This is a genomic window from Metapseudomonas otitidis (assembly GCF_011397855.1).
GTDB classification, from domain to species: domain Bacteria; phylum Pseudomonadota; class Gammaproteobacteria; order Pseudomonadales; family Pseudomonadaceae; genus Metapseudomonas; species Metapseudomonas otitidis.
On the sequence record NZ_AP022642.1, the window covers coordinates 3892545 to 3909942 of the forward strand.

A 17398-nucleotide genomic window follows, 5' to 3' on the forward strand; every position below is an offset into this window, starting at 1 on the left:
AGGACTCGATCAACGGGAGGAGGCGACACTCTGCGGGTTTTCCGGGCGCTCCGCCAGCCAGCCGATGGCACAGAGGAACAACGCCGTCAGGTTGGTGGACACCGGGTTGAAGGCCTGCACCAGGAAGCCCGGCGCCACCACCGCCACGTCCACCAGCAAGCCGACCAAGGCCAGCGCACTCAGCGCCAGCGGCCAGCGGCGCCTGCGCACCACCAGCAACGCCAGGGCCAGCACCACCTCGGCCACACCGGCCAGGGCCGCTAGGAGCCGCGCCTGCTCGAAGCCGTGGGCACGGATCATCTCCAGTTCCCCCGGGCTCAGCCAGAGCAGCTTGGGCACGATGCCGTGATAGAGGAACAACAGCGCAAGCCCCCAGCGGGCCAGGCTGGCGTGCAGCCTGGGATCAGCGCTCGCCATGCAGGAAGCGCCTCTCATGATCGGGATGGGGCAGCATGCACACCGGATGCCGGCCAAAGAGCCGGTAGCGGTTCAGGGCAACGCGGTCGTAGAGCCAGTCCCGCACAGGCGCGGGCACCACACGGAAGAGCCTCAGCCAGTGCCAGGGCGCCGGCAATTGCCCGAGCACCCGCAACACCGCATCGGTGCGCACATGCAGGCGCTGGCCCTCGATGTAGGCCAGGGTCTCGAAGTGGTCGGTGGGCAGGCCGTACCAGGCGAGTAACGCCTGCCCCTCGGGAGACTGCACCGACGCCAGCTTGAGGCGCTCGCGACGGTCATGCCGGATCAGGAAGCGTGCCCAGCCATTGCAGAGCTTGCAGACGCCGTCGAACAGCACCACGCGGTCGTCCGGACCGATGAAGGGCGGTTGGGTCTCACTGGGCATGATCCAGCTCCGGGGAAAATGTGGGCAGATGATAGGCGCGCTTCAGTGCGCTGCGAAACGGTAATGACCCAGGATCGGCCAGCGGAACAGGATGTCCTCCTCCCGCGTCCCCTGGCCGATGTTGTGCAGCGCCAACGGCGTGCCCTCGCGGCTGCGCCGGTCGGAGATGATGCCGATGTGCTGCAGGCCGCGCCCCAGGTCCCAGGTGACGATGTCGCCGGGTTGGTAATCGGCGGCAGCCTGCCCGACCTTGAGGGACAGGCCCTGGCGGTCGAACCAGGTCATCAGGTTGGGCACCCGGCGATGATCGATGCTGGGGTCGGGGCGTTTCAGCCCCCAATGCCGGGGATAGGCAGAGAAGTGCCGGCGCATGTCCTCGTGGACGCGCTGCTGGAGGTCCAGGCCCTGGGCGCGGAGCGCGCGGATGACCACGTCGGTGCAGACACCGGTCGCAAGTGGCACATCCCCGCCGGGGTAGGCAATGCGCCGGTAGGCGGGGTCATAGCCAAGGGTCACCCCCACCTGGGTACGGGCCGCCTCCACCAGGCGCCCGCCGTCGACGGCCGCCCACCCGGCCAGGCAGAACCACCACAGGCCAATGCCCAGTACGAACCTGAATGCCTTGCTGCACATGCCGGCCTCCCTTGCTGGCGCCCTGGCGAACGGGCACGGATCCAGGCGCCACCCTAGCTGGAAACATCCAGGACGTCATGGCGCTGGCGCACAGTGTGGGAAGGAGGCGAGAGAAGAGGGAGATCGAAAGGGGAGATGAAGCCGGAAAAGGAACCTGCCGCCCCGGTCCCCATGCTCGACGCCCCAACCATAAGCCCTGAGGAGATTGCGCCGGGCATGGGAGCCGGGACAGCAGGCCTGCACACCCTACCCACCACCTGCCTGCCAAGCCAGGGCGGGGAGTCGACTCAAGGCCGTCGGCCTGGCCGATCAGGCTGTAGCCATCGGCCTACTCGCCCTCCTCCGCTGCCCAACCGACGGGATACAGCAGCTCCTCGCGATAGCCCGACCAGACCCGTATCGCATCCGGGAATGCGACATCCAGCGCCGGATCACCGCTGTCCACCAGCAAGGGCCGCCCTTCCAGGGTCGCGAGCTTGCGCTTGGTCGCCACCACCCTCAAGCGGTCGAGCCCGACGGCGCGCAGCACGCGGGGGCTGATCTGCTGGTTGCCGCGCCCGATGATGTGGCCCTGGCCGCCAATGGCGGTCACCAGGATGAACGCCGGGTGGTCCGATACCAGCGCCAGCAACTCGGCCTCCGTCACGTCGCGGGCGATCATCTGCCCGTTCTCCACCACGTCCACGCCCAGCAGCGTGCCATCCAGCCCCAGGTTGGCGGCCAGCCCGTGCAGGGTCGACCCCGGGCCGAAGACGTAGCGCACGCCGGGCTGCCACTCCTCCGCCAGCCAGTCGGCCAGCTCCAGCAGCACCAACTCCTCCGATTCCACACCACCCTGCTTCACCTGCTGCATGAAGTGGCCCTCCACCGGCACCGTCAGCTCCCCGTACCAGCGCGAGGCCACACGCCCGTCACGCAGCGCCGCTTCGTCCAGGTCACGCACTTCGCCACTGGCCAGGCGCACCAGGCCGCCCTCCACCAGGCGCCGAGCCAGCTCCCCAGCGGCGCGGGGGCTGATGGCGTAGACGCCGGACTGGATCTTCACCCCGGCAGGGATGCCCAGCACCGGCTGGCCTTCCCGCGCCACGTCCCCCACATCCCGGGCCGTACCGTCGCCACCGGCGAAGAGGATCAGCGAGACACCCGCCTCCTGCATCGCCTGCACCGCACGGCGGGTATCGTCGGCACCGCTCGGCCCGTCCAGCGTGCCCAGCAGGCGATGACGAAAGCCCATCTGCGCCAGCAACTCACCGCCCATGACGCCGGGCAGGCAAAGGAACTCGATGCGCTCCGCCAGCCCCAACAGAGGCTCCAGGGCCAGGCGCGTACGTTGCTGGGCCTGAGGCACGGCGCCGCGCTCCAGTGCGAGCCCGGCCACACCGTCGCTGCCCCGCAATGCCGCGGGGCCACCGACGCCGGCCAGGGGATTGATGATCAGACCCATTCGGAATATCGACATGCACACCTCGTCTGAACGTTTCCTGCCGCGCCCGGGTCAACCGCTGCGGCTGCGCTGGCACGGCACCTGCTTCGGGCTTCCGATCCCGAAGATGTGACGTTTTCCCGGCGCTATCGCCTTCATCTTGCCTTCATCTGAGGGACCTAGACTGCGCACACCACCTGATGAGGAGACCTCCCCATGAGCCTGCAGACCCGCACCGAAAACCGTCGCGTCGTTCCGCTCAAACCCGAGCAACCGGTGGGCGGCGCCATCATCGATGCCCAGGGACGCGAGATCCCCATTACCGAGGGCATGATCCAGCGCGCCTGCCGTGAGCTGGACCGGCAATCGCACTCCGGCTCCGCTCGCCAGAGCTAGGATGGCCAGACATGAAAAAGCCCCGGAAACGGGGCTTTTTCATGTCCACGTGAATCAGGCGCCGCGGGATGCGCGGGTGCCCTTCTTCTTGTTCTGCAGGATGTGCGAGAACACCGCGTGCAGATCGTCGGAAGCCGTCTCGCCATCGAGGTTCAGCTTGGCGTCGACGCTGTCCATGTGGCGCATCATCAGCTCCACGGCGGTGTCCTCGTCACCCGCCTCGATCGCGTCGATCACCCGGTCGTGCTCCTCGTCGGAACAATGGGTACGACTGCTGCTTTCGTAGAGCGCGATGATCAGCGAAGTCTGCGAGATCAGGCTGCGCAGGAAGCCGAGCAGCGTGTAGTTGCCAGCTGCCTCGGCCAGCTTGAGGTGGAACTCACCGGACAGGCGGATACCCATCCCGCGATCGCCCCGGGCGAAGCAGGCGCGCTCCTCCAGCACCATCTGGCGCAACCCGGCGATCTGCTCAGGGGTGGCGTTCTTGCAGGCCAGTTCGGTGATGGCCCGCTCGATCATCCGGCGTGCATAAAAGATCTGCCGTGCTTCCTCGGCACCCGGGCTGGCCACCACGGCCCCACGGTTCGGCCGCAGCAGCACCACGCCCTCGTGGGCGAGGCGGGACAGGGCGCGACGAATGATGGTGCGGCTCACGCCGAAGATCTCGCCGAGGGCCTCCTCGCTGAGCTTGGTGGCCGGTGCCAGGCGCTGCTCGAGGATGGCTTCGAAGATGTGCGCGTAGACCACCTCGTCCTGGGTGCCACTGCGCGTGCCTTTGGTGGCGCGCGGCGGTTTCTTCAGACTTTGCTCGACGTCGTTCATGAGGACCACACAGTGAAGTTCAAAAGCGGGAATGGGCTGACACTATGCCGGCGGGATGCCGTTACGCCAGCACCCGAGCCATCAGCCGCGTGAAAGTGTGGCGCATTGTACACAAACCGCTCGTAGCTCACAGAACATCACGCTTTGGAGGCACTCATCGGCGACTCCGGCAACTGCAGCGGCAGGTCGAGCCGGCGAGCCTCATTGGCCAGGTGCTGGCGCATCAGGTCAGCGGCCAGGACGCTGTCGCGGCGGCGAATGGCCTGGACCAGCGCCTCGTGCTCGCGCACCCGGGCCTCAAGCTGGTCGGCGCCCTGGCGCAGCAACACATCGCTGCGGGCCAGCGCGTCACCAGCCTGGCCGACCAGATGCTGGAAGATGGGATTGCTGGTGAGGCTGCCCAGCAGCCGGTGAAACCCCAGGTAGGCCTCGACGAAGGCATCCAGCGCGCCGTCCTCGGCAGCATCACGCAGGTCCAGCAAGCGTAGGCGCAGGCGATCGAGGTCGGCACTGGCGATGGACTGCGCCACCAACCCCACGATGAAGGGCTCCAGCGCATAGCGCAGCTCGAGGATATCGGCCATGCGATGCCCGGCCGCCACGCGCGGCTCCGCCACATCGACGGCCTCCCGCGCCAGCACCTGCACCCCCTTGCCGGGCAGCGAGCGCACCATGCCGAGGGTCTCCAGCACGGTGACGGCTTCCCGCAGGCAGGGCCGGCTGACCCCGAGCTGGTCGGCCAGCTCCCGCTGCCCCGGGAGCATCTCCCCGGCGGGCCAGCGGCCCTGCTCGATGGCTTCACGCAACGACTGCACAACCGACCCCACCAGGGTGGTAGACATGGATTCGCTTCCTCCTCGACCCATTCAAGCCCGACGCCGGGCAGCATCATGCCTGCCCGGTCGGTCCGCACTCAATCGGCAGAGGTCCGCGCCTTGAAGGCCAGCCCCTGCTCACCGGCCAGCACACCACGAGCCCGCTGCAGGTCGATGTCCTGTTCCCAGCGGGCGATGGCGACGGTGGCCACGCAGTTGCCGATGAGGTTGGTCAGCGCCCGGCCGATGCCCATGAACCAGTCCACCGAAAGCACCAGCACCAGCCCGACCACCGGGATCGCCGGCACCGCCGCCAGGGTTGCCGCGAGGATCACCAGCGCCGATCCCGGGATGCCGTGGGCGCCCTTGGAGGTCACCAGGGAGACCAGCAGGATGGTGAGCAGGTCATTCATCGCCAGGGGCGTGCCGGTGGCATGGGCAATGAAGACGATGGCCAGGGTCAGGTAGATGGAGAAACCATCCAGGTTGAACGAGTAGCCGGTAGGGATCACCAGCCCCACGGTGGAACTGCGGATGCCCAGGTGCTCCAGCTTGCGCATGACCTGGGGCAGCACCGCATCGGAGGAGGCAGTGCCCAGCACGATCAGCAACTCCTCCCGCAGGTAGCCAAGGAACGGCAACAGGCGCAGCCCCGACACCCGCAGCACCGTCCCCAGCACCAGCAGCACGAAGGCCGTGCAGGTCAGGTAGAACACCAGCACCAGGCCGCCGAGGTGACGCAGGGAGTCAACGCCGTACTTGCTGGTGGTGAAGGCGATGGCGCCGAACACCCCGATCGGCGCCAGGCGCACGATCATCCCCATGATCCGGAAGATCACGTGGCTCAGCTCACCGATCAGCCGGGCAATGCCGGCCGCCGACTCACCGGCCATGTTCAGTGCGCACCCGAACAGCACCGAGAACACCAGCACCTGGAGGATGTCGTTATCGGCGAAGGCACCCAGTACCGAGTTGGGGATCAACCCCATCAGGAACGCCACCGGCCCATGCAGGTCGCCGGTGCGCGAGGTGTAGGCCGCCGCATCGCCGGCCGGCAGCTCGCTGAGGTTGATGTTGGCGCCCTCCCCCAGCCCGGAGCCGTAGGCCACCAGCAGGCCGATCAGCAACGCCAGGGTCGTCAGCACCTCGAAGTACACCACCGACTTGAAGCCGATGCGGCCCACCTTCTTCAGGTCGCCGGCACCGGAGATGCCACTGACCACCACGCAGAACACGATCAGCGCGATGAGCATCTTGATCAGCTTGATGAAGCCATCCCCCAGGGGCTTGAGCTGCGCCGAGAACTCGGGGAAGCCGACGCCACAGAGGATGCCAATGACCAGGCCGATGACGACCTGAAGGAAAATCGAGCGCGAACACCACTTGAGCATTGGAGTGATCTCCTGGGGTGCCTTCGCGGCGCGCAGCAGGGAGCCACGGATACCGGAGGCTTTGTTGTTGTGGTCTTACCGGTCAGTCCAGCTGTCGCAGTCTAGGGCCGTGAAAATCCGTACACAAGGCCCCGCAAACTCCAATTGACTTTTTTGTACACAAACACATAATCCGACTGCATACTTTCTGACCCAAAAGTCAGAAAAATGCGTCAGCCCGCCGGGCAAACACCTCAAGGCTTCTCCCTCAGTGCAAGGGACCCAGGTAACCAGCCGGGAAGAAGCTCACAACAACGAATGAGAGGTACCTGCTGTGGAACGCACCAGACAACAAGAACAAAACCTGTACGCCGAAAGCCCTCCTGCCCAGGGCCTGCTCGACCGCCTCTTCAAGCTCACCCAGCACCGCACCACCGTGAAAACCGAACTGGCCGCCGGTCTCACCACCTTCATCACCATGGCCTACATCATCTTCGTCAACCCGAACATCATGGCGGACGCTGGCATCGACCACGGCGCCGCCTTCGTCGCCACCTGCCTGGCTGCCGCGTTCGGTTGCTTCCTCATGGGGCTCTACGCCAACTGGCCGGTCGGCCTGGCACCGGGGATGGGCCTCAACGCCTTCTTCACCTATACCGTGGTCAACACCATGGGCTACAGCTGGCAGATCGCCCTCGGTGCGGTCTTCCTCTCCGGCGTGCTGTTCATGGTGCTGACCTTCTCGCGCATCCGCGAATGGCTGCTCAACAGCATCCCCAGCAGCCTGCGCTTCGCCATGGGTGCCGGGGTGGGCCTGTTCCTCGGGCTGATCGGCCTGAAGACGGCCGGCATCGTCGTCGCCCACCCCTCGACCCTGGTGCACATCGGCGACCTGACCTCCCCCGGTCCGCTGCTCGCCGCCATCTGCTTCCTGATGATCGCGGTGCTGGAATACCGCCGCGTATTCGGCGGCATCCTCATCAGCATCCTCACCGTCACCCTGGTCGGCGTCGGCCTCGGCATCGTCAAGTTCGGCGGCGTGTTCTCCATGCCCCCGAGCCTGGCGCCCACCTTCATGGCGATGGACATTGCCGGCGCGTTCAACGTGACCATGGTCAGCGTCATCCTCGCCTTCCTCTTCGTGCACATGTTCGACACCGCCGGGACGCTGATGGGCGTGGCCCAGCGCGCCAACCTGGTGAAGGAGGACGGCCGCATCGAGAACCTGTCCAGGGCCATGAAGGCCGACAGCGCCTCCAGCGTGTTCGGCGGCGTGCTCGGCGTACCGCCGGTGACCAGCTACGTGGAAAGCGCGGCCGGTGTGGCCGCGGGCGGAAGGACCGGCCTGACCGCGGTCACCGTGGGCGTGCTGTTCGTCGCGGCGATGTTCTTCGCCCCGCTGGCCGGGATGATCCCCGCCTACGCCACCGCTGGCGCCCTCATCTATGTCGCCATGCTGATGATGGGCGGCATGGCCCACATCGACTGGGACGAACACACCGAGACCATCCCCGCGATCGTCACCGTGATCATGATGCCGCTGACCTTCTCGGTCGCCGACGGCATCGCCCTGGGCTTCGTCAGCTACGTCGCCATGAAGGCCTTCACCGGCCGCTACCGCGAGGTGTCCCTCAGCCTCTACGTGCTCTGCGCCATCTTCATCGCCAAGTTCATCTTCCTCTGACCGCCCCGGAGCCTCGCGCGCCGACCGCGAGGCTCCGCCCAGACCCTCCTGCGCCCCGGCACTCAGTGACACAACGCCAGCAGGTGCGGCCGATAAGAGCCACCCGGCTCCTCACTGATCGAACACCTGAAGCTCAGCCGCGTCGGGCCGGACAACCACCCCACCTCCTCGAACACCCGTACTTCGGCGGTCACCTGCTGCACCAGGTAGCCCCGGTTGCAGCGGCGCTCCTCCCGGGTCGCAGGTTCGCGCGCGATGGAAGCGAAGCACCACACGCGTCCACCCGCCTCGACACGGTGGATGCCCAGGCACAGAACCGTCAGCTCAAATTGCACGTCGCGTCTCCTTTCGCGAAACACCGGGGCAGCCAGTCCCCGCCGTAAGAAAGCCCTCCAGCCGTCGCTGCACCGCCCTGGCCGGGGAGCACGCGACCGCCCGAGTGGGACAGGGCACCTTCCTGGCACCCCATCCAACCCAGGAGCGCGCGGGATACCAGGAGCGGGCAACCACGCGACGGTTGGAGGGCGAAACCTCCGCAACCGACGTCATCACCGTTCCTCCCAACCGCCAGCACCAGAAGGCGGATTGTCCGGGAGGAGGATCACAACGCCCGCCTGCGGAAACATCCCAAAGATAGAATACGCATCGTATTCGATGACACAACCCTGTAATACACAAGGTCACTGGCGAATGGCAATACGGCGCGTAATGTCGCCCTCCATGAAAAAATGGAACCTGCTGGCCAAAGCCAGGATGAAAGAACTGGGCGTCACCCAGGAGCAGTTGGCCGAACGGATCGGCGTGACCCAGGGCGCGGTCGCGCACTGGCTGAACGGCCGCCGCGAGCCCGGGCTGACGAGAATCAACCGGATACTCGCCTGCCTGCAGATGCCGACCCTCAGCATTGGGGGACAGCTCGTGCAATCGGCCCATGACCCCGATGGCAATGAAGAGGCGCGCGAGATCCCGGACGGAATCATCCCCATGACCATCAGGGAATCCGAAGCACCCCGCTACGAGTACGAAATCGAGCTGCCACTTCTGAAGGAAGCCACATCTCTGGAGGAAAACAGCACCTCCCTGGAGGAGCTGGACTACTCAGGCATCCGCTTCAGCCGACATGCACTTCAGGCGCGCCAGATCGACCCGGCCCTCGCCGCCTGCGTCATCGTCTGTGGCGACAGCATGGCGCCCCTGTTTCCGGACGGCGCCATCCTCGGCATCGACCGTGGCCGCCGCGAAGTCATCGACGGCAAGACCTACGCCCTGCTCGATGCCGGCATGCTCCGGGTGAAGATCCTCCATCGCCTGCCCGCCGGCCAGGTGCGCCTGCGCAGCTACCAGCGGGACGAGTACCCGGATGAAGAGCGGGCGCTGGCCGAGCTGGAGATCGTCGGCCAGGTCTTCTGGTCCTCGGTGCTCTGGTAGCGCCCCGCAACCGCCAGCCGATCCGGGCTGCTCGCGCCTGAGCGGCCCGCCCCACCAAATTCCAGGCAAAAAAAAGCCCGCAGTGTGAACGGGCTGGGAAAAGGGACTCGTTGAAGAGTCACGAGGATGGTGTCGGTTCTCTAGCTGCCCCGGTAGGTGGAGTAGCTGTAGGGAGAAATCAGCAGCGGGACGTGGTAGTGGTCCTGCTTCGCATCGATGCCGAAGCGCAGCACCACCACATCGAGAAAGGCCTGGTCGGCCAGTTGCACGCCGCGCTTGCGGTAGTAGTCACCGGCATGGAAATGCAGCTGGTAGACCCCGGTCGCATAGTCCTCGCCCTGCAGCAGGGGCGCATCGCAACGTCCATCGTCATTGGTGGCGGTGCGGGTGATCAGCTCCAGTCCGCCGTCTTCGACACGGTAGAGCTCGATGCGGATGTCATGGCCCGGGCAGCCGTGGGCTGCATCCAGTACGTGAGTAGTCAGTCGTCCCATTGCGTCTCCAGCCCCCGACGCCTGCCCGGCGCCCTGCAAGGGCCTTGCCTCCTCTGATGCGTTCCAATGATGCGGAGCGCCACCGGACGCCCCGTCACGGGGCAGCGCATGGCGCGAAACGAGTCCGAATATACCTCAGCAAAAATGAAACTGTATACAAAATAATGTGCAAGCTGAGCGCTTAGGCGATGCGCAACTCGCCGACCGTGCCAGAACCCTGCAAACATCACCTGACAGGGGCTTGCCGATCAATAACTGACCGACCAGGCAGATTTCTTGCAAGCACCACGGGCAACCCCTGAGCAAATAATCGATTTACAAGTGCGAGGCTTGTTTGTATACAATCACGCATCACGTTCACCTGCCCCTGTGAACGCACCAGAAGAAGGAACACAGCAGTGAGCTCCGACTACCCACGCGACCTGATCGGCTATGGCGCCACCCCTCCCCACCCGCACTGGCCGGGTGAAGCCCGTATCGCCCTGTCCTTCGTCCTCAACTACGAGGAAGGCGGCGAGCGCAACATCCTCCATGGGGACAAGGAGTCGGAAGCCTTCCTCTCGGAGATGGTCGCCGCGCAGCCCCTGCAGGGCGCCCGCAACATGAGCATGGAATCCCTCTACGAGTACGGCAGCCGTGCAGGTGTCTGGCGCCTGCTGCGCCTCTTCGAACAGCAGGGCATCCCGCTCACCATCTTCGCCGTGGCCATGGCCGCCCAGCGCCATCCGGACGTGATCCGCGCCATGGTCGAGGCCGGTCACGAGATCTGCAGCCACGGTTACCGCTGGATCGACTACCAGTACATGAGCGAAGAGCAGGAACGCGAGCACCTGCTGGAGGCCATCCGCATCCTTACCGAGCTGACCGGCCAGCGTCCGCTGGGCTGGTACACCGGCCGCACCGGTCCCAACACCCGCCGCCTGGTGCGCGAAGAAGGCGGCTTCCTCTACGACTCGGACACCTACGACGACGACCTGCCCTACTGGGACCCGGCCAGCACGCCGGATAAGCCCCACCTGGTCATCCCCTACACCCTGGACACCAACGACATGCGCTTCACCCAGGTGCAGGGCTTCAACAAGGGCGACGACTTCTTCGAATACCTCAAGGACGCCTTCGACGTGCTCTATGCCGAAGGCAGCGCCGGCGCGCCGAAGATGCTCTCCATCGGCATGCACTGCCGCCTGCTGGGTCGCCCGGCACGCCTGGCCTCGCTGGCACGCTTCATTGACTACGTGAAGCAGCACGACAAGGTCTGGTTCGCCCGCCGCGTCGACATCGCCCGCCACTGGCACACCCACCACCCGTTCAAAGGAAACGCCTGATGAGCCGCTTCCAGCACATCACCCCCTCGGGCCTGTCCCGGGACGCCTTCGTCAGCGCCTTCGCCGACATCTACGAACACTCGCCCTGGGTGGCCGAACGCGCCTACGACCTGGGCGTGGATGCCAGCCTCGACGAGATCGAAACGCTGCACCAGCGCATGGCCGACATCCTCCTCAGCGCCAGCCATGACCAGCAACTGGCCTTGATCAACGCCCACCCGGACCTGGCCGGCAAGGCCGCCGTGCGCGGCGAGCTGACCGAAGCCAGCACCAACGAACAGGCCGGGGCCGGCATCCATGAGTGCACGCCCGATGAGTTCGCCCGCTTCACCGAACTGAACGATGCCTACAAGGCCAAGTTCGGCTTCCCGTTCATCATGGCTGTGAAGGGCAGCAACCGGCACCAGATCCTCGCGGCCTTCGAAGAGCGCATCCACAACAGCGCCGAGGCGGAGTTCCAGCGGGCCCTGGCGGAAATCAACAAGATCGCCCTGTTCCGCCTGCAAGTGATGTAGCCGACCCCCGACCTTGCGTAACCACAGAAGAACAACAATGCATCCACGCACCCTCCCCAGCCGGCACGCCGCCTCGTCGCGACTGCACACCCCAACCCGCCCGGGTCTGGCGTGCAGCCCTGCGGCCTGCGCGGTTGCAGCGAGGGGCAGGTGCCGCAGCGACTCAGGGCACCATCCGGCCCTGAGCCACCTGCCACACCCTGGGCGCCACTCCGCACCAGGCCCTGCCTCCCCCTCGCACGCCCATCGCCGGGTAGCCACGCACTCCGCGTCGGTGCTGTCACGGCCACTGGGCAAAGGGCGCCTGCACCCGGGCGCCCCATTCCTCCCGCACCTACCGGCGCGGGCACCTGAAACGAATCAGTAGAGCAGCCATGCGAATCCTCAAGATCGAGCCCCTGACCAAGGAAGCCTTCGCCCCGTTCGGTGACGTGATCGAAACCGAAGGCAGCGATTACTTCATGATCAACAACGGCTCCACCCGCCGTTATCACAAGCTGGCCACGGTCGAGACCGCCCAGCCGGAGGACCGGGCGATCATCAGCATCTTCAGCGCCCAGGCCCTGGAGATGCCCCTGAGAATCCGCATGCTGGAGCGCCATCCGCTGGGCAGCCAGGCCTTCATCCCGCTGCTCGGCAACCCCTTTCTGGTCGTGGTCGCGCCACTTGGCGATGCACCTGTACCGGGCTTGGTCCGTGCCTTCCTCACCAATGGCAGGCAGGGCGTTAATTACCATCGCGGCGTCTGGCACCACCCGGTGCTGACGATCGAAAAGCGGGATGACTTCCTGGTGGTTGATCGCAGTGGTTCAGGCAACAACTGCGACGAGCATTACTTCACCGAGGACGAGCACCTGGTCCTCGACCCCCACCACTAATAAGAGAAGCCCGGTGTTCGGCGTGTCGATCCCGGGGAAGAGGTACGTACTGTGGAAGCACATCTGACCGAATGGCTGAACCTGAGCATTCGCTGGGTACACATGATCACCGGCATCGCCTGGATCGGCGCATCCTTCTATTTCGTCTGGCTGGAGAACAACCTGAACCGGAAGAACCCGCGCGACGGGCTCTCGGGTGACCTTTGGGCCATCCACGGCGGCGGGATCTACCACCTGGAGAAATACAAGCTGGCACCGCCGAAAATGCCGGACAACCTGCACTGGTTCAAATGGGAGGCCTACTTCACCTGGATGTCGGGCGTCGCCCTGCTGACGGTGGTCTTCTACCTCAACCCCACGCTCTACCTGATCGCACCCGGCGTCGACCTCTCGCCCGCAGCGGCCATCGGTATCGGCATCGGCTCGCTGGTCGCCGGCTGGTTCATCTACGACCTGCTCTGCGACTCGCCCCTGGGCAAGCAACCCGCCCTGCTCGGCCTGATCCTCTTCGTGCTGGTGATCGGCGCGGCCTGGGGCTTCACCCAGGTATTCAGCGGCCGTGGCGCCTACATCCACGTCGGCGCCCTGATCGGCACCATCATGGTCGGCAACGTGTTCCGCATCATCATGCCGGCACAGCGTGCACTGGTTAAGGCGATCGAAGAGAACCGCACCCCGGACCCGGCCCTGCCGGCCAAGGGCCTGCTGCGCTCGCGCCACAACAACTACTTCACCCTGCCGGTGCTGTTCATCATGATCAGCAACCATTTCCCGAGCACCTACGGCAGCCAGTACAACTGGCTGATCCTGGCCGGTATTGCGGTGATCGCCGTCCTCGTGCGCCACTACTTCAACACCCGCCACGAGAGCAACCGCTTTGCCTGGACCCTGCCGGCCGGCGCCCTCGGCATGATCTGCCTGGCCTTCGTCACCTCGCCGAACTACAAGGCAGCGACCCCGGCCCCGGTCGTCAGCGCGCCCCAGGCTCCGGCCAGCGCACCCGCGCAGGCTGCCGAACAGCCCGCCGGCCAGGCGCCCCAGGCCAGCGCCAGCAGCGGCTCGCCGCAGTTCGACAAGGTGCACAGCGTGATCCAGGAACGCTGCACCGTCTGCCACTCCGCCAAGCCCACCAGCCCGCTGTTCACGGCGGCACCGGCTGGCGTGATGTTCGACACGCCCCAGCAGATCCAGGCCCTGGCGCCCAAGATCCAGGCCCAGGCCGTAGCCAGCCAGATCATGCCCCTGGGCAACATCACCCAGATGACCCCCGAGGAGCGGGAGCTGATCGGCTCCTGGATCGCCCAGGGGGCCCGCACCGAGTGATCCCACGGCGGGCCGCATTCCCCCAAGCTCTGCGGCCCGCGATTCGCCTACCTCCGGGTAGGCTTTTTTATCGCGTCGCGGCGGGGCGGGCTCGTCTCCCTCCCCCGCCTTTATCCCTCCTGCCCGGCACGCCTGTGCCGGCTGCTGCATCGATACCCCGGCCCATCGACCTGAGGCGATGGGCCCGACGGCTCAACAAGAACAAAAGCGCCCGAGGTGTTGCATGACCCAACTGACAGCCCCCGCTGTGGCTCCGGCCGACCAGCGTCTACCCCTGATGCAGCTGCTGCTGGTCGGCCTCCAGCATGTACTGCTGATGTACGGCGGCGCCGTGGCCGTTCCCCTCATCGTCGGCCAGGCCGCCGGCCTCTCCCGGGAAGAGATCGCCTTCCTGATCAACGCCGACCTGCTGGTGGCGGGCATCGCCACCCTCGTGCAATCCATCGGCATCGGCCCGGTGGGCATCCGCATGCCGGTGATGATGGGCGCCAGCTTCGCTGCCGTGGGCAGCATGGTGGTGATGGCCGGCATGCCCGGCGTGGGGCTCCAGGGCATCTTCGGCGCCACCATCGCCGCCGGGCTGTTCGGCCTGGTCCTGGCGCCGTTCATGAGCCGCATCGTCCGCTTCTTCCCTCCGCTGGTCACCGGCACGGTGATCACCTCCATCGGGCTGAGCCTGTTCCCGGTGGCGGTGAACTGGGCCGGGGGCGGCAGCAAGGTCGCCGAGTTCGGCGGCCTCCAGTACCTCGCCGTGGCTGCACTGGTGCTGGCCATCATCCTGGTGGTGAACCGCTTCCTGCGGGGCTTCTGGGTCAACGTCTCGGTGTTGATCGGCATGGGCATCGGCTATGTGCTGGCCGGTTGCCTGGGCATGGTCGACCTCAATGGCCTGGGACAGGCGCCCTGGCTGCAGGTGGTGACGCCGCTGCATTTCGGCATGCCCACCTTCGAGCTGGCACCGGTGCTGTCCATGTGCCTGGTGACGGTGATCATCTTCGTCGAGTCCACCGGCATGTTCCTCGCCCTGGGCAAGATCACCGGGCGCGAGATCTGCCCCAATGCCCTGCGCCGCGGCCTGCTCTGCGACGCGGGCGCCTCCTTCGTGGCCGGCTTCTTCAACACCTTCACCCATTCGTCCTTCGCCCAGAACATCGGCCTGGTGCAGATGACCGGCGTGCGCAGCCGCTACGTGACGGTGGCCGCCGGCCTGTTCCTGCTGGCCCTGAGCCTGGTGCCGAAGGCCGCCTTCCTGGTGGCTTCCATCCCGCCGGCCGTACTCGGCGGCGCGGGCATCGCCATGTTCGGCATGGTGGCCGCCACCGGCATCAAGATCCTCCATGAAGCCGACATCACCGACCGCCGCAACCAGTTGCTGGTGGCCGTCAGCATCGGCCTGGGCATGGCGCCGGTGGTCAGGCCGGACCTCTTCGCCCACCTGCCCCACTGGATGGAGCCGATCACCCACAGCGGCATCGCCATGACCACCCTCAGCGCCCTGCTGCTGAACATCCTGTTCAACGTGCTGGGCGAGAAAGACCGAGCCCACCACTGTCACGCGACCCACTGAATCCCCCCATTGCTCCCACCCGCAGCGCGCCTATCCGGTGCCGTCGGGGCTGCCCGACCCGCCCATCCGGCGGGTCTTTTTTTGTCAGCTCGCACCGCAGCGGTCACCTCACGCACGCACGTTCAGGCCCGCACGACCATTCGCCATTTTTGTACACAAAACCATCGATTCCTGTTACCAAAAACAGGTGTCACTGCTATAGTTCGAAACCTGACCCCGCGTTCAACTTATCGAATCGCATCCCGGTCGTACCCACCCGATAGACGCCCAGACCGACAACAACAACAGGCAGGCCTCTCGATCATGCAGACGACACCCTTCTCGCTCCACGCCCGCGCTCCAGCGCCCAGGTTCCACCCGGACGGAAACAGCCCGTCCGGTGTCCTCCCCGACTCGGCCTGACCGGGTCAAGCACCTTCCCCCTCCTAGCCACCTCGTGCTCCACGAGGTGCGGCGACGCGTGCGGGGATCTCCAACCGAAGCCCTGAAAAACAAGGAAAACACGATGCGCACCAAGCTCCTGCCTGCCAGCCTGGCACTCGCGACCGGCCTGCTGGCCTGCAACCAGGCCCTGGCCGATGGCCCCCTGCTGTGGCAGAACAACAGCGTCACCTACCTCTACGGGCAAGACTTCAAGGTCAACCCCGAGATCCAGCAGACCTTCACCTTCGAGCACGCCAGCGGCTGGACCTGGGGCGACCTCTTCTTCTTCGTCGACCAGATCAACTACAACGGCAAGGCTGACGCCAACGCCGGCAACAACACCTACTACGGCGAGATTTCCCCGCGCCTGTCCTTCGGCAAGCTGTTCGACCAGAAGATCGCCTTCGGCCCCGTGACCGACGTGCTGCTGGCCGCCACCTACGAGCGTGGCGAGAACCGCAACCAGAACTACCTGCTCGGCCCGGGCTTCGACCTGGCCCTGCCCGGCTTCGACTACTTCCAGCTGAACTTCTACTACCGCAAGCCCGACGGCATCACCAAGAACCCGTCCGGCCAGTGGCAGGTCACCCCGGTGTGGTCCTACACCGTGCCGGTGGGCAAGTCCGACATCCTCATCGACGGCTTCATGGACTGGGTCTGGAACAACAAGGACGCCACCACCAACCGCCCCAACGATCTGCACGCCAACCTGCACTTCAACCCGCAGATCAAGTACGACCTGGGCAAGGCCCTGGACCTGGGCGCCAAGCAGCTCTACGTCGGCGTCGAGTACGACTACTGGAGCAACAAGTACGGCATCGACGACAACAGCTTCCTGGGTGACAAGATCCTCGGCGGCACCGACCAGAACACCGCCAGCCTGCTGGTCAAGGTGCACTTCTGATCGCGCCATGAAAAAGGGGACGGCGCCTGCGCGCCGTCCCCTCGCTTGAAACCGCTTCGATCAGCTGACGCGAGCCAGGTTGCGCAGCGCCTTGATCTGGTCATGGTTGCGCTGGACGCCCAGCAGCTGCCGCTCGACCAAAGTGCGTGCCTCGGTCGGCAGCTCCTTGCCCAGCGCCTCGCGATAATGCTTGAGCGCCACATCCTCGCCACGCTCGCACTCGTTGAGAATGGCCTCCTCGCTCTTGCCGGTCACCAGCGCCTTGAGGTCCACCCAGCGGCGATGCAGGGCACCCGCCACGCTGGAGGACGACTCGGGCTCACCCCCCAGGCTGCGCACCATCTGCTGCAGCTCGGCGGCGGCACGGCCGCACTCCCGCGAGCGCTCGGTCAGGGTGGCCTTGAGCTGCGGGGTCTTCACGTGCTCGGCGCATTCGAGGAAGCCCTTCTCACCGTCCTTGCTGGTCTCGATCAGTTCGTTCAGCGCATCAATGGCGTGCTCGTTGTTCATCGTGCAGTCCTCTTTCCGGTTGACGGGCGGCCGGCGGTCGCCCG

Annotated in this window: 19 protein-coding genes; 9 read left to right on the plus strand and 10 right to left on the minus strand. The window is 65.8% G+C overall.

Going from position 1 to position 17398, the window contains the following annotated elements; translation table 11 throughout:
• Window positions 1-9: 9 nt before the first annotated feature.
• From PotMrB4_RS17820 to PotMrB4_RS17835, 4 genes are all read right to left on the minus strand, one after another.
• The gene (locus tag PotMrB4_RS17820; protein ID WP_172434098.1) at window positions 10-417 is read right to left on the minus strand and encodes a DoxX-like family protein; all 408 of its coding nucleotides are present in this window, start codon (window positions 415-417) and stop codon (window positions 10-12) included.
• Window positions 404-847, minus strand: coding sequence for a thiol-disulfide oxidoreductase DCC family protein (locus PotMrB4_RS17825; protein WP_172435114.1), 444 nt, complete (start codon window positions 845-847; stop codon window positions 404-406). Before PotMrB4_RS17825 ends, PotMrB4_RS17820 begins: the two co-directional genes overlap by 14 nt.
• Window positions 848-886: 39 nt before the next feature.
• Window positions 887-1477: a DUF1287 domain-containing protein gene (locus PotMrB4_RS17830; RefSeq protein WP_172434099.1), complete on the minus strand. Its 591-nt coding sequence runs from the start codon at window positions 1475-1477 to the stop codon at window positions 887-889.
• Between the two features lie 328 nt (window positions 1478-1805).
• Window positions 1806-2936 (minus strand): ATP-NAD kinase family protein, encoded by a 1131-nt coding sequence (locus PotMrB4_RS17835; protein ID WP_172434100.1) that lies wholly within the window; start codon window positions 2934-2936, stop codon window positions 1806-1808.
• A 180-nt stretch (window positions 2937-3116) separates the two neighbouring features.
• Here PotMrB4_RS17835 and PotMrB4_RS17840 point away from each other — a divergent pair, with 180 nt between their 5' ends.
• Entirely contained in the window at window positions 3117-3296 is a 180-nt protein-coding gene (locus PotMrB4_RS17840) for a PA1571 family protein (RefSeq protein ID WP_172434101.1), read from the plus strand.
• 54 nt (window positions 3297-3350) lie between these two features.
• Here PotMrB4_RS17840 and PotMrB4_RS17845 read toward each other — a convergent pair whose 3' ends face one another.
• The 3 genes from PotMrB4_RS17845 to PotMrB4_RS17855 form a co-directional block, all read right to left on the minus strand.
• Entirely contained in the window at window positions 3351-4118 is a 768-nt protein-coding gene (locus PotMrB4_RS17845) for a GntR family transcriptional regulator (RefSeq protein WP_044404340.1), read from the minus strand.
• A gap of 137 nt (window positions 4119-4255) precedes the next feature.
• Entirely contained in the window at window positions 4256-4960 is a 705-nt protein-coding gene (locus PotMrB4_RS17850) for a FadR/GntR family transcriptional regulator (protein ID WP_044404337.1), read from the minus strand.
• A gap of 71 nt (window positions 4961-5031) precedes the next feature.
• Window positions 5032-6324, minus strand: coding sequence for a C4-dicarboxylate transporter DctA (locus tag PotMrB4_RS17855; protein WP_172434102.1), 1293 nt, complete (start codon window positions 6322-6324; stop codon window positions 5032-5034).
• A 313-nt stretch (window positions 6325-6637) separates the two neighbouring features.
• On the opposite strand from PotMrB4_RS17855, the gene PotMrB4_RS17860 reads away from it, so the two are divergent.
• Complete coding sequence (locus PotMrB4_RS17860) at window positions 6638-7987, plus strand: NCS2 family permease (RefSeq protein ID WP_044404331.1); 1350 nt, start codon at window positions 6638-6640, stop codon at window positions 7985-7987.
• Between the two features lie 62 nt (window positions 7988-8049).
• Here PotMrB4_RS17860 and PotMrB4_RS17865 read toward each other — a convergent pair whose 3' ends face one another.
• Complete coding sequence (locus tag PotMrB4_RS17865) at window positions 8050-8322, minus strand: hypothetical protein (protein WP_044404328.1); 273 nt, start codon at window positions 8320-8322, stop codon at window positions 8050-8052.
• Window positions 8323-8707: 385 nt separating this feature from the next.
• Between PotMrB4_RS17865 and PotMrB4_RS17870 the strand changes: the two genes are divergently transcribed.
• A complete protein-coding gene (locus PotMrB4_RS17870) occupies window positions 8708-9415 on the plus strand; it encodes a LexA family transcriptional regulator (protein WP_160158544.1) in 708 nt (235 codons plus the stop codon).
• Between the two features lie 140 nt (window positions 9416-9555).
• Here PotMrB4_RS17870 and uraH read toward each other — a convergent pair whose 3' ends face one another.
• Entirely contained in the window at window positions 9556-9909 is a 354-nt protein-coding gene (gene uraH, locus PotMrB4_RS17875; RefSeq protein WP_044404322.1) for a hydroxyisourate hydrolase, read from the minus strand.
• A 398-nt stretch (window positions 9910-10307) separates the two neighbouring features.
• Between uraH and puuE the strand changes: the two genes are divergently transcribed.
• From puuE to PotMrB4_RS17905, 6 genes are all read left to right on the plus strand, one after another.
• Complete coding sequence (gene puuE / locus PotMrB4_RS17880; RefSeq protein ID WP_172434104.1) at window positions 10308-11234, plus strand: allantoinase PuuE; 927 nt, start codon at window positions 10308-10310, stop codon at window positions 11232-11234.
• Complete coding sequence (uraD, locus tag PotMrB4_RS17885; RefSeq protein ID WP_142008046.1) at window positions 11234-11749, plus strand: 2-oxo-4-hydroxy-4-carboxy-5-ureidoimidazoline decarboxylase; 516 nt, start codon at window positions 11234-11236, stop codon at window positions 11747-11749. The genes puuE and uraD overlap by 1 nt, the downstream gene beginning before the upstream one ends.
• Window positions 11750-12123: 374 nt before the next feature.
• Window positions 12124-12627, plus strand: a complete 504-nt coding sequence (locus PotMrB4_RS17890) for an ureidoglycolate lyase (RefSeq protein WP_044404313.1) — start codon at window positions 12124-12126, stop codon at window positions 12625-12627.
• A 51-nt stretch (window positions 12628-12678) separates the two neighbouring features.
• Window positions 12679-13950, plus strand: coding sequence for a urate hydroxylase PuuD (locus tag PotMrB4_RS17895; RefSeq protein ID WP_107330962.1), 1272 nt, complete (start codon window positions 12679-12681; stop codon window positions 13948-13950).
• Window positions 13951-14173: 223 nt separating this feature from the next.
• Window positions 14174-15517, plus strand: coding sequence for a nucleobase:cation symporter-2 family protein (locus tag PotMrB4_RS17900; RefSeq protein ID WP_165666630.1), 1344 nt, complete (start codon window positions 14174-14176; stop codon window positions 15515-15517).
• Between the two features lie 505 nt (window positions 15518-16022).
• The gene (locus tag PotMrB4_RS17905; RefSeq protein WP_172434105.1) at window positions 16023-16844 is read left to right on the plus strand and encodes an outer membrane protein OmpK; all 822 of its coding nucleotides are present in this window, start codon (window positions 16023-16025) and stop codon (window positions 16842-16844) included.
• Window positions 16845-16904: 60 nt separating this feature from the next.
• Here the strand turns inward: PotMrB4_RS17905 and PotMrB4_RS17910 are convergent, their stop codons facing one another.
• Entirely contained in the window at window positions 16905-17354 is a 450-nt protein-coding gene (locus PotMrB4_RS17910; protein WP_172434106.1) for a ferritin-like domain-containing protein, read from the minus strand.
• Window positions 17355-17398: the final 44 nt, after the last annotated feature.

Bases quoted from the DNA above. Each gene is read 5' to 3' on its own strand.
- PotMrB4_RS17905 (WP_172434105.1), top strand. From the start codon at position 16,023: ATGCGCACCAAGCTCCTGCCTGCCAGCCTGGCACTCGCGACCGGCCTG.
- PotMrB4_RS17900 (WP_165666630.1), top strand. From the start codon at position 14,174: ATGACCCAACTGACAGCCCCCGCTGTGGCTCCGGCCGACCAGCGTCTA.
- PotMrB4_RS17840 (WP_172434101.1), top strand. From the start codon at position 3,117: ATGAGCCTGCAGACCCGCACCGAAAACCGTCGCGTCGTTCCGCTCAAA.
- uraD (WP_142008046.1), top strand. From the start codon at position 11,234: ATGAGCCGCTTCCAGCACATCACCCCCTCGGGCCTGTCCCGGGACGCC.
- PotMrB4_RS17830 (WP_172434099.1), bottom strand. From the start codon at position 1,477: ATGTGCAGCAAGGCATTCAGGTTCGTACTGGGCATTGGCCTGTGGTGG.
- PotMrB4_RS17870 (WP_160158544.1), top strand. From the start codon at position 8,708: ATGAAAAAATGGAACCTGCTGGCCAAAGCCAGGATGAAAGAACTGGGC.
- PotMrB4_RS17845 (WP_044404340.1), bottom strand. From the start codon at position 4,118: ATGAACGACGTCGAGCAAAGTCTGAAGAAACCGCCGCGCGCCACCAAA.
- PotMrB4_RS17855 (WP_172434102.1), bottom strand. From the start codon at position 6,324: ATGCTCAAGTGGTGTTCGCGCTCGATTTTCCTTCAGGTCGTCATCGGC.
- PotMrB4_RS17850 (WP_044404337.1), bottom strand. From the start codon at position 4,960: ATGTCTACCACCCTGGTGGGGTCGGTTGTGCAGTCGTTGCGTGAAGCC.
- PotMrB4_RS17835 (WP_172434100.1), bottom strand. From the start codon at position 2,936: ATGTCGATATTCCGAATGGGTCTGATCATCAATCCCCTGGCCGGCGTC.
- uraH (WP_044404322.1), bottom strand. From the start codon at position 9,909: ATGGGACGACTGACTACTCACGTACTGGATGCAGCCCACGGCTGCCCG.
- PotMrB4_RS17890 (WP_044404313.1), top strand. From the start codon at position 12,124: ATGCGAATCCTCAAGATCGAGCCCCTGACCAAGGAAGCCTTCGCCCCG.
- PotMrB4_RS17820 (WP_172434098.1), bottom strand. From the start codon at position 417: ATGGCGAGCGCTGATCCCAGGCTGCACGCCAGCCTGGCCCGCTGGGGG.
- PotMrB4_RS17910 (WP_172434106.1), bottom strand. From the start codon at position 17,354: ATGAACAACGAGCACGCCATTGATGCGCTGAACGAACTGATCGAGACC.